The 11745-nt window shown below is 45.4% G+C and carries 11 protein-coding genes; 1 reads left to right on the top strand and 10 read right to left on the bottom strand.

Features of this window, described 5'->3' with window-relative positions:
- Positions 1–67: 67 nt before the first annotated feature.
- The 7 genes from FYJ39_RS14640 to FYJ39_RS14610 are packed head-to-tail and all read right to left on the bottom strand — an operon-like array spanning position 68 to position 7251.
- Complete coding sequence (locus tag FYJ39_RS14640; protein ID WP_154473207.1) at positions 68–301, bottom strand: hypothetical protein; 234 nt, start codon at positions 299–301, stop codon at positions 68–70.
- Positions 279–1718 carry a hypothetical protein gene (locus tag FYJ39_RS14635; RefSeq protein ID WP_235919851.1) on the bottom strand — a complete coding sequence of 480 codons (1440 nt, stop codon included), beginning with the start codon at positions 1716–1718 and terminating at the stop codon, positions 279–281. The genes FYJ39_RS14640 and FYJ39_RS14635 overlap by 23 nt, the downstream gene beginning before the upstream one ends.
- Positions 1715–2713: an ABC transporter ATP-binding protein gene (locus FYJ39_RS14630; protein ID WP_154473206.1), complete on the bottom strand. Its 999-nt coding sequence runs from the start codon at positions 2711–2713 to the stop codon at positions 1715–1717. Before FYJ39_RS14630 ends, FYJ39_RS14635 begins: the two co-directional genes overlap by 4 nt.
- Positions 2713–3723: an ABC transporter ATP-binding protein gene (locus FYJ39_RS14625; RefSeq protein WP_154473205.1), complete on the bottom strand. Its 1011-nt coding sequence runs from the start codon at positions 3721–3723 to the stop codon at positions 2713–2715. The genes FYJ39_RS14630 and FYJ39_RS14625 overlap by 1 nt, the downstream gene beginning before the upstream one ends.
- Positions 3724–3738: 15 nt before the next feature.
- A complete protein-coding gene (locus tag FYJ39_RS14620) occupies positions 3739–4596 on the bottom strand; it encodes an ABC transporter permease (RefSeq protein ID WP_154473204.1) in 858 nt (285 codons plus the stop codon).
- Positions 4597–4607: 11 nt separating this feature from the next.
- Positions 4608–5561: an ABC transporter permease gene (locus FYJ39_RS14615; protein ID WP_154473203.1), complete on the bottom strand. Its 954-nt coding sequence runs from the start codon at positions 5559–5561 to the stop codon at positions 4608–4610.
- Between the two features lie 25 nt (positions 5562–5586).
- Positions 5587–7251, bottom strand: coding sequence for an ABC transporter substrate-binding protein (locus FYJ39_RS14610; protein WP_154473202.1), 1665 nt, complete (start codon positions 7249–7251; stop codon positions 5587–5589).
- A gap of 251 nt (positions 7252–7502) precedes the next feature.
- Here FYJ39_RS14610 and FYJ39_RS14605 point away from each other — a divergent pair, with 251 nt between their 5' ends.
- A complete protein-coding gene (locus FYJ39_RS14605; protein ID WP_154473201.1) occupies positions 7503–8366 on the top strand; it encodes a MurR/RpiR family transcriptional regulator in 864 nt (287 codons plus the stop codon).
- 667 nt (positions 8367–9033) lie between these two features.
- On the opposite strand, the gene cptIN is transcribed toward FYJ39_RS14605, so the two are convergent.
- From cptIN to FYJ39_RS14585, 3 genes are all read right to left on the bottom strand, one after another.
- Positions 9034–9546, bottom strand: coding sequence for a type III toxin-antitoxin system CptIN family toxin (cptIN, locus tag FYJ39_RS14595; RefSeq protein ID WP_154473200.1), 513 nt, complete (start codon positions 9544–9546; stop codon positions 9034–9036).
- Positions 9547–9843: 297 nt separating this feature from the next.
- Positions 9844–11193, bottom strand: coding sequence for a relaxase/mobilization nuclease domain-containing protein (locus tag FYJ39_RS14590; protein WP_154473199.1), 1350 nt, complete (start codon positions 11191–11193; stop codon positions 9844–9846).
- Complete coding sequence (locus FYJ39_RS14585) at positions 11154–11483, bottom strand: plasmid mobilization protein (RefSeq protein ID WP_154473198.1); 330 nt, start codon at positions 11481–11483, stop codon at positions 11154–11156. Before FYJ39_RS14585 ends, FYJ39_RS14590 begins: the two co-directional genes overlap by 40 nt.
- Positions 11484–11745: the final 262 nt, after the last annotated feature.

Below are 11745 nucleotides of genomic sequence, written 5' to 3'. Positions count from 1 at the left end.
GGGTTGACAATTCATTTTTATTTTACTGGTGTGGATTTGAATTGTCAACCATGTTTTACATTTAGGTTTATAATCGTTTTGGTACAAAAGGAAGCGCTTCTGATGGTAAGGAATCCAAAAGCCGTGTATCATTAATTGCTGCCTGTAAATCGGAGAGCGAACGTGTATTTGAAAATGCTGGCACCATATGGCAGGTGCCAGCATCTTCCTGGCAGCGTACATAGCTGCCTGTGTGCTCGATAGAAACGAGCACCGGAGCCTTCGTCATCCCTCCTGTTTTAATATCTGTGCGGCAGTACATGGATATCCCCCCGCAGCCCATATAACCGTGCATGCTTAAACCGGAAACGTAACGATACCGGCAGCTCCTTTACCTGCGTTAATTCAAAATCCTCAAACAGCACCGTCTGCCACCCACTTCCCGTCACAGGCCTGCTCAGCCGCTCCTCAAAAGCCGGCTTTCTCGTCACTCCACTGCTGTCCGTGAGTTCGCAGACAATATAACCATCCGGCTCCACTTCCGCCAGAATTTCCAGCGAATTTCCAAAAACAAATAATCCTGCCGTCGTCAGTACGCCTTCCTTTTCGTCTTCAAGCGTTTGATAATATGCAAAGTGGTCCTTTTCAATCGAGCATCTCGCAAAGGATGTCTCCCTGTAATCCGTATGCCTTCCATTTCCACCCATGTAATAAAAATACAGCCTGCCGTCGATTTCCACTGGTATGCTTGCGTAGATGCAACCGCAGTCAAATTGGCCATCCGGATAATGCCCACTTCCACGCGGAATAAAATTCTGCCCTTCTCCTACCCATTCAAACTTAGATAAATCTGTGGAATAGGTCAGCCTTAAATCTACCGTATCAAAATCATCCGAATCCCGATTTCCTTCGTGATACACGGAAGCCAGCCCCAGATATAATCTTTCATACTCGAATACCGGCATAGAATAAATCTGCTCCGTGTAGCCCTGCCCCCTGCCAACTTCCACCGGCTCTGACCAGAAAAGGAAATCCTCACTCTCACATCTGGCTGCCACACGCAGTCCATTCTTCCATATACGTGTAATCAATACAAAGCGGTTCGTCCTGCTGTCCCTGAACACAAAATTATAGGTATCGGCCTGTGGGTTGAATTTAGGCCACGGAATCGGATCGCAGAAATGAATCCCATCTGCGGAGAACGCAACCGCCATATAGCTGCAATCTGATGAAAACTCTATTTTGGTCATCAGCTTATACCGCCTCGCCGGCTCCTTCTCCTCCTTATCATACAGGACGCTGGTTCCATGAGCATTCCGCATTAGAATATTATTATGTGTATTTCCCTTAAACTCAACAAGCCCCAAATCCGGTTTCACCCAATTAGTTCCGTCCTCTGATTCCGCATAGCATACCGCCGTAATCCTGGATGACGTGGGCATATAGAGCTTTCCCGGCCTATCCTTAAGCGGTGTATTCTGGGAATCTTCATCATAAATAATCAAGGTATAATACAGCCGGAATATCTTTTTCTCCTCATCATAGAATACATTGGGATACCCGTTATCATATCGCACCTCCCATGGCTTAGGAGGGTCTGCAAAAAACTCTTCTTGAAACAAAGGATTGCATTTTGTATCCTTAACTGCCGGATTCACCTTCAATTCCATGTTGGCACACCAGTGTCCATTTAAAATCCCTGTGTCCAGGAACAAATATTTTAAGCTCTGCATCTTCATTTTCCTTTCTGCTGATATAAATGGCAGACCACCTGATGGCCTTCCTCTGTGGTAACTGTCGGTGGCAGCTCCTTTTTACAGATTTCCATACACTGGGAACAGCGGGTATGGAAAGGACAGCCGGAGGGCTTATTTATGGGGCTTGGTACATCCCCATCCAGAACAATCCTCTGCTTTTCTTTATTCAAAGAGGGGACAGGAACCGCCGACAGAAGCGCCTGGGTATAGGGATGCAGAGGGTTATCATAGAGCCTCCTTGAATCGGCGGTCTCCACCACCCGTCCCAGATACATAACCATGATTCGGTTGCTCATGTACTGAACCACACTTAAATCATGAGCAATAAACACATAGGTAAGCCCCAGCTCCTTCTGAATCTGTTTCATCAGATTTAAAACCTGCGCCTGGATAGACACATCCAGAGCCGACACCGGTTCGTCACAAATTACCAGTTCCGGATTAATGCACAGTGCCCTGGCGATACAGATTCTCTGCCTCTGTCCCCCGGAAAATTCATGTGGATACCGGTATAGATAGTCCGGACTCAAATTAACCATATTCATACAGTCGCAAATCCGCTCTTGCCTTTCTTTCTGAGAATACATCCCATGGACCTTCATTGGTTCATCAAACGATGATATGATTTTCTTGGTCGGATTCAGAGACGAATATGGATCCTGAAATACCATCTGTACCTTTTTCCTGAAACGAAGCAGCTCCTTTCCCTTCAGCTTTGTAACATCAATCATTTCCCCATCAAGGCTGTAGCTAAGACTGCCGGAGGTGGGAGTTTCCAGCATCATCATATTCTTTCCAAAGGTCGATTTCCCACAACCAGACTCTCCTACAATCCCGATGGTTTCTCCCTTATGAATCGTAAGCGAGATTCCGTCAAGGGCCTTTATACAGCCTGTCTTCTTTTTTAATAAACCCGATTGAATGGGGTAATGCTTCTTTAAATCTTGTATTTCAAAAATAATATCCTTTTTTTCCATTACAGCACTACCTCCTTAAAATTGCTGTAACGCAGGCAGCGCACACGGTGGCCCGGCTCTGTTTCATACTCAGGTATCGTTCCTTTCCGGCACCGCTCCGTACAATATCCGCATCGGCCGGCAAATTCACACCCCTCTTTTAAGTCAGCCGGATTCGGTGTGATTCCTGGGATTGTCTCCAACTCCCTCCCCTCATCCATCCCTAAAACCGGAACGCTTTTCATAAGCGCTTCCGTATAAGGATGGCTGGGATACTGAAAAATCTGATGGATTTCCCCATACTCCATGACTCTTCCCATATACATGACCGCCACATAATCTGCCGCCTCCGCAACCAGTCCCATATTATGGGTAATAAGGATAATGGACTTCTGTTCCTCCTTGGCCATTTTTTTCATTAGCTCGATAATCTGTGCCTGAATGGTTACATCCAGGGCTGTAGTCGGCTCATCCGCAATCAGCAGTTGCGGATTGCAGATCATGGCGATAGCAATCATAACCCGCTGTTTCATGCCTCCGGAAAACTGATGGGGATAGCTGTTTACACGTACGGAGGGTTCCGGTATCCCCAGCTTCTTAAACATTTCCTCCACACGCATAAGCGCCTCTTTTTTTCCAATCTTCTCATGCTGCATCAGATTTTCAGCCACCTGCTGCCCTACCTTATAGACAGGATTTAAAGAAGCCATGGGATCCTGAAAAATCATACCGATGCCCTTCCCCCTGATATCCCTCATCTCTTTTCCATAGGGCTTCATCTCATCTAAGCGATATTCCCGGTCATCATGCCGGAAGGTCACGGTTCCCCCGGTCATTTTCCCATTCTTTGGAAGCAGCTTGACCACGGAATGGACGGTCACACTTTTGCCGCAGCCTGATTCCCCCACGATAGCCAGCGTCTTTCCCTTGTACACATCAAATGACACATCTTTCAATATATTGATTTTCTGTGAGCCAACCCGGAAACATGTATGAAGATGCCGTACCTCTAATATTGTATCTCTTTCCATTTTTTCTCCCTTCTGCTACTGTCTCGGATCCAGAACATCCCGCAGCCCATCTCCCAGAAAATTGGTGGCCATGACAAACAGAGAAATCGCAACACCGGGAAAGAACCAAAGCCACCAGTTATTGGCAATCACATCCAGCGATTTTGCCGCGTTCATAATATTTCCCCATGTAGGCGTAGTCACCGGCACTCCCAACCCCAAAAAGCTTAAGCTCGCTTCCTGGAGGATATACCCGGCCACGTTTAAGGTGAGAGAAACAAATATCGGACTTAAAATATTAGGAAGGATATGGCGGAACATAATAGATACGCTGGGAATTCCAAACGCACGGCAAACCAAAACATAGGTTTCTTCCCGAAGCGAAAGAAATTCATTGCGAACCATACGGAACGTGGTCATCCAACCGGTAAAAGCAAATATAAGAACAATGTTATTAACGCTCTGTCCAAATAAAGAGGCCAGCATCAGAATCAGGATCATATTGGGAAATGTTAAAAACAGCTCCGAGGCCCTTACAATCAGGGCATCCACCTTTCCGCCGAAGAAACCAGCAATACATCCCAGAACCATGCCGATTGCCGCTCCCAGGAGCGCACCGACCACCCCGACGTAGATGGAAACTCTTCCCCCATAGATTACCTGGGTAAATACGTCCCTCCCCAGCTTATCCGTCCCGAACCAGTGCTCTGCTCCGGGCGGTTTCGCAATGCTGGTTAGATCCAGAGCGGAAGGATCATATCGGGTAATCAGAGGAGCGGCAGCAGCGGCAAGCACCATGATGATAAAAATGACCAAACCGGCCATAGCCAGCTTATTCCCCAACATCTTTTTTAGAGTCCGCAGCATCAGGCTGCTTTTCTTTTTCTTATTCATATCAGACCTCCCTAACTGAAACGGATGCGCGGGTCTAATAGGGCTGTCATAACGTCTACCAAAAAGCTTGCCAGCAGAATGGCTGCCGCGATCATAAGCGTTATCATCATGATCACAGGATAATCATTTGCTGAAACTGCCTGTAAAAGCGTGGACCCAATCCCCGGCCATGCAAAAATATTTTCAATTACCACAGAGCCGCCAACCAGCATAGGAAGCCGGAAGCACAGGATTACCAGCACTGGCCCCAGAGAATTTCGGAAAGCATGTTTTGTATATACCTTCCACTCTGGAATTCCCTTGCTTCTGGCTGTCTTTATGTAATCCTTATTCAGGACATCCAGCATGGAATTTCTGGTGTAGCGCAGCAGCGTTGCCGTCATTGCGATAGCCATGGTAAATGCCGGGAGCGCCAGATTAGGCAGCCGATCCCAGAATGTGACGTCCCCCGGATTCACACGACCGCCCAGCGGCAGCCAGCCCAGCTTTATTGAAAATAGCTGGATTACCACGATTCCAAAGAAAAACTGAGGAATGGAATTGCCGATTACACCGAAGACTCTTCCGATATAATCAATGATACTGTTTTGCCGTATGGAGGATATCAGCCCAATTCCAATCCCCATAACTGTAGACAGAATCAGGGCAGCTCCGGCAAGCTCCAGGGTAGCCGGGAGCTTTAAGGCAATCAAATCACCAATCTTAGCTCCGTTCACGATACTGTATCCAAAATCCCCATGGAGCATACCCCCTATCCAGTGGATATACCGAAGCCAGATTGGATCATTCAGCCCCAGTTTATTGCGCAGGGCTTCCAGGTTCTGTGCATTTGCCGCCATATCCGGACTGGCCAGATAATTAATGGGATCAATCGGCATCAGCTCCAGAGCCAGAAATACCATGATGCTGACGGCAAGCAGCATTGGTATAATGGTCAGCAACTTTTTTACAAAATATTGACACATGGTATCCACCTCTCTTCTTTGCCGTTTACTTCAGCTTCCAGTCCTCGAATTTCATGTCATAGTTGAACCATGGATTTCCAAACTCTCCTGCCGTCTCAACTCTGTCCTCATTTACATAAAACACATTCTGCATGGTAAAGACAGGAAGCTTCCACAGATTATCCTGCTCTAGCTTCTGCAAATCAGACAGAATAGCTGCACGGTCTTCCGGATTGGATGCAGCATTCAATTCGTTTATCTTTTCATCAAATGCGGTATCTCCTCCAAAGATATTTTTAAAATTGGCATTGGTGCTTGCATATTCCCCGTACCATTCTTCATAACCAAAGGCAGATAATCCCTTTAATGCCAGGTCATAATCTTTTATGGTGAACAGCTCCGTAGTAGCGTCTCCCTGAAATTTCTGCACATCCACCTGGATGCCGATTGCATTCCAGTAAGATGCAATTGCCGTCATAAAATCAATCGAACTCTGATCTCCATAATAATACCGTAGTTTTAAAGTCTTGCTAAAGTCAAAGCCTGCTTCCTCCAGCATTTTCTTCGCCTGCTCCGGGTTATAGCTGTAGTTCTCCGAATCCTTATTATATTCTGCAAGTCCAGAGGGCACTCCCGTATTGTTGACCTGTGCAAGGTCTGGATACAAGGAGCTTGCCAGCGATTCCCTGTCAATGGCCATAAGAAGGGCTTTCCGCACTCTTTTATCCGACATTTTTAAATTATCTGTCCCGTCCGGGGATTTGATATTACAGACGAGATACCGGTAGAACAGCATATCCACAGGCGTTGCCTTAAAACTTGGGATCTGGTTAAACAGCGCAATCTGATCCGCGGCATTGGTGTTGATGAAATCTACCTTCCCGGCCTGGGCGGCAGCAACCACATCGGCCACATTTGTGGTTCGAATACGAGCAATTGCCGGCTTTCTTCCCTTGTAGCCTTCATAAGGAACAATGTCAAAATAGCTGCCCTTTATAAAGGTATCCAGCTTATACATGCCGTTTCCCACCGGATTGGCCCAGAAGGGGTCGTTATGCAATTCCAGGGGATCCGACTGCTCCAGCAAGTGCTTGGGAAGAATTGCAAACTGTCCAAGTACATTTAAAAAATTTCCAACCGGACGGTCAAGATCAATCGTAATTACTGCCCCATCTGCCTTTATTCCGTCCAGCTTATGGGCCTTACCGTTTTTCCAGTCTTGGGCTCCGGAAATTTCACTAAAGGCATTGGTATAGATTGCGTTTGCCTGCGCTGCCTTTAAGATTGTCGATATACTCCATACTACATCGTCAGCAGTTACAGGCTCCCCGTCATGCCAGGTATTCCCCTCGTCCATTACAATCGTATAGTGAAGCTGATCCTCCGAAATTTCCCAGCTTTTTGCCAGATCCGGCGAAAGCCGCGTTAGCGTGGAATCCGGAAGAAACAGGCTTCTGAACATCAGGCCCTTTACGATACCGCCTCTGTTGACCCACACAGAATCCATAGTTGTAGTATCCATATTAATGGCTCCCGGTCCCTGTACCAGATTCAGCACTCCTTCATCTGCTTCAGATGCCCTTATCTCCTTAGATGATGCTGCATTCACTGAGGCCGGCTGTGCATCCGATGCCAGATTTTCTTTTCCGCAACCGCTCAGAATACCCGCCGCCATTGCAGCAGCAACTGCGTACTTTAAAAATTTCTTCATCTTACTTCCTCCTTTGATTTTATTTAATAAATAAATTTTAATATGAAAGAATATATTCTTCAATTGATATTATATACAAGAAAATTTTCTTTCTTTGTTCATTTTGAACAAGTCATTTTTATGACAGAAAGAAAAAAAATTTCTTTTATGTATTGCTTTTTCATAAAGATACATTTATAATCAAAATATTTATTAACGCAAATTAGAGATTCTATCATCTATTGAACAAAAGAAGAACAGAAGGACATTTTATGCAATTTTCTTTAAATATTTTGGCTCAAATAGTAGGAACTGAAAATAATTTCAGTAAAACCGAAAAAAGGATAGCTGACTTTGTACTGGCCAATCCCAGAGAAGTCATCACCCTTTCTATCAGCGAACTGGCAGTCAAATGTGGGGTAAGCGATGCAACGGTTTTTCGCTTTTGCAAGCATCTAAACTTAAATGGCTATCAGGAATTCCGCATGGAGTTAATCAAAGTCCTGTCCGGTTCGGAACCCGACCAGGAACCGGTAGAAATGGAAATTCTGAATGATGATTCCGCAGAACGGGTCATAGATAAGGTATTGGCAATTCACAAGTCAGCCCTTACAAAATCAAGAGATGCTTTAAATGCCGCGCAGTTGGAACAAGCCGTAGACATGATTACTCAGGCGAAAAGTGTTTATTTTTTTGGAGTCGGAGGCTCGCTGTTGACCGCTCTGGAGGCAAAGGTACGATTCATGCAGGTTTCTCCTAAATTTCATGTGGATATTGACCCACAGCTTCAGGCTCTATCTGCTTCACTCCTGCCTGCAGAAAGCCTGGCCGTTATATTTTCCTATTCCGGCGCTACAAACGATATCATAGAAATTGCAAAGATGGTAAAAAAACAGGGGTGCCCCATTATAGTTATCACTCGTTTTCTTCAATCGCCGCTAACAGCTCTCGCTGACGTAGTACTGATTTCCGGAGTAAATGAAGGCCCCTACCAGGCAGGCTCCCTGACTGTAAAAGTGGGTATATTGTTTTTACTGGATGTGTTATATACAGAATATTGCAAGAAAAATATTGATGAATCCAATAAAAATAAAATGATAACCTCAAGAGCTGTCATTGACAAAATTCCTAACTAGTAAGTATTACTACGAAAAACGTGATCCTGGTTTTGAATCAAATATGCATGAAGTTCTGCTTTTTTACAAATAGATCAAAATGCAGTTTGATGAAAACGGCAAACGCATTGTTCCTGATGATTATAGGCTGACAATTACAGTATCCTATGACGAGAGTCCAGGCAATCTCCAACACCTCTCGGGCTTACGTCCAGCAGCAGAACAGGGTGAGGTGTACCGTGATGCGGAATATAAACGTCTTGGAACGCTCTCATTATTAGCAGGAATAGACCTTCTTACAGGCCTCGCAAATCTTAATGGAATCTAATATAATTATGAAACGAGATCGTAGAAAATGGGAAACCATTTAAACCCTATTATGTTTCGGCAGGTTTTCGGAAAATGGGCAAATAAAAAACAAGGTTCCCAGCGCCAAATGCCAAAAACCTTGTCTTTACTAGCTTTTTACTCATGTTTCCGCAAGATTTTTTAGTCCTCTACAGATACTATCTCGCGCTTGTTATAAGTGATACAATTTTTATGTAACTTATTCTATTGTATTATATCTTGATTTTATAAGGGGTTCCAAATTTTCTTTTTATAATATTGTATCATATCTTTTTATAAAATGCCACATTTTTCGGAAAAAGTTTCGGGAAATCTGATTTGCCATATTCAACGCTCCTGTTTATTCTGATTGCCTGTCCTTGATTGTTCCTGCTTCCTGCAATTCTGCTAACATCAGTTTTTCGATTCTGATTACGTCCGGCTGCGTCGGAGTAAAGCGAACCCCTCTATGTAACAGGTTGATAATTTTTCTTGCGTTCTTTTCCATTTCCTGTATTATCTTCGGGTCTGCAATCCTTACAGGCTGCCCGCCCTTGATATACGGTCCGTCTATGTACGCCGCAATTATCGGAAACATATCTTGGAATAGGAGTACCGTTTTCCGGTCAAAGATTTTTACAATTTTAATCGTGTCCGTCGGCTTATGCTGTTCCTGCTTTTTCTGTATCAGACGTTCAAATTTTTCAATTTTGGAACTGCAAGGGACTAACCAGTATAGCCCTGTCTTACTATCCCTAAAAGCGAAATAGTGGGGACGTTTTGTGTCCTTATAGTTGATTTTCAGATAAGGGTCTTGTATCTTCGTAAAAAAATCATCAGAAACAAAATACAGGCTTCCCGTCATAATTTCCATAAGCAGCATTTCTCCTTGTATAGATTAAGCCCCTTGCCGTTCCCGACAAGAGGCTTAAAAACTTTTTCGCGGCCTATTTATTATTCGCATGGCCGGAAGCGAACCACGTTTACACAGCCTATTTTTATTCCGCATGACTGGGAGCGGGCTACTTTTCAAGGTAGTTGCCTACCTGCTACTATTATTATACGCAAGCCCTACAAATATGTCAATCCCCGCAAAAAATTAAAATTTCAAATTGCGGCTGCTTCATTAAGATAACATCATCATAGCACAGCAGCGGCGATTTTACTATCCTTATCCGCGCTCCGTTTCCCTGTCCCGTTCCGGCTCTTTCTCCTGCCTTAAAATACTGTCTATGTTCTGTTTGATAACGTCATATTCCCGGACTTTCTTTTTCAGCTTGCCATAGTCGGCATAAAGGGATTCTTTCTGCGCTTGGAGGGCTTCATATTCCTTTTGCAGCGCGGCGAGGTTGGGGAGCTTGGAAACGCCCGCCGCTTTGAGTGCCTTTGCCGCTGCTTCATGGAGGATAATATCGCGCTCATGTCCGGCGCGGTATTTCTCTTTGCTCTTTGCTCTGCGGTATGCGTCATAGACAGGCTTTGTCTTTTGGTAGGTGGCGACGTGCTTCATCAGCACCGCCATATCTGCAAGCCGCTTTTCGACGCTCTTTAATGCGTCGGCGGCCTGTTCGCTTTCCGCTGTTATTTCCTCAATCCGACTGACTAAATCCGTGTACTGCTCAATCTTATTTTCCGTCAAGAAATTCACGGTCTTAGCAGCCTGTTTCAAGTTATGGATTTTCGCCCAGTGTTCATAGCCTTTGCTTTGCGCCGCCTTGATACTGTTTTCAATATCAATCAGCAGATTGACGCCGCCGCGATCTGCGCGGGGAGCTTTCGCAGCGCGGGCGCGTCTACCCTCTATCCGTTCCCTTATGGCTTCCTCTGTATAGTCTGCGCCGAGGGTTTTAAGGCGGGTAAAACGTTCCTGTCCGGGAGCGCGGCAGGACACATATTTTCCCGGCTTTATCTCATAGCCCGCCGCCTGTAACCGCTGCAATAATTCTTCAAAACTTGATACCTGGGGAATGAGAGCGTCAACGGCGATTTTCAGCTTTCCTTTCCAACTGGTTCCCGTCTTTTCCGCTTGATACTCTGCATAGCTCTTTCCCTTGTTCCCCTTTTTCGGGACAACGACGGATAAGCCGTTTTCCCGACATAGCCTGTCGCTCATGTTCCGTATGCCGTAATAGCTGCGCTTATTGGAATTGTACTTGTGGTGGTCTACAAAATTGACCGCGCAGAAAATAATGTGATTATGGACGTGTCCTTTGTCAATGTGCGTCGTGAGGACATATTCGTGCTGTCCCTTTGTTACCGCGTCGGCAAGCTGCTTTCCAATTTTGTGGGCGGTTTCATAATCCACTTCCCCCGGTTCAAAGGACTGTATCAGATGAAAGGCTAAATTGTTGCCCTTTTGGAGAGCTTGCGACAAGGTATATTCAAACTCAATGTCTGCCGTTTCATAGGAGCAGCCGAAAGAGGACACAAGCATTTTCCCGTCCGTCTTATCGGGATTCTGGATATAGTCAAGGGCTTTGCTCAACGTGCTTTTAATAGGCTTAATCTTTGTAACCGCCATATCTCCGCAAGCACCCCCTTTATTTCCTCTATGTCCTCTTGGTAGACGCTGCCCGTCGCATTGACGCGCTTTGCAATCTGGTTGACGTTGACACCGATTTTCTGTATCTCCGCTGTCATGGCTTTAATGTCGCTATGGTCTACTTGAATGATGTACCCGTCAATGGCAATCTTCCTAAGATATGCCGCCATGTTCCGGGTAGGGACGAGCTTCATTTTCTGCTCAATCAATGCTTTTTCTTCTTCTGTCACATAGAATTTAATTTGTACTTTCCTTTTTCGTCCGTCCATGCTTCCGCTCCTTTCCATTCCGAGGGTTTGGGACACTTCCCAACAAGCAATTTTCAACCGACGCGCCGCAGCGCGGGAGGGGGAAAATACGGAAGTGGGTACCCGCTTCCTATGCTTGCGATATACTAAATCATGGTTACAGGGGATACACCCTGTGCCGTTACTAACGCCTAAGGTATAATGGGGGTGACCGGTCTGACGGGCCTATGCATGAGATGTTACGCTCGAAGAGCAAACTGTCAGCCGACCCTCTTTGTACCGT

Origin of the sequence: Clostridium porci (assembly GCF_009696375.1) — a bacterium.
Classification (GTDB): domain Bacteria; phylum Bacillota; class Clostridia; order Lachnospirales; family Lachnospiraceae; genus Enterocloster; species Enterocloster porci.
This window is presented reverse-complemented; position numbering and strand designations above follow the sequence as displayed.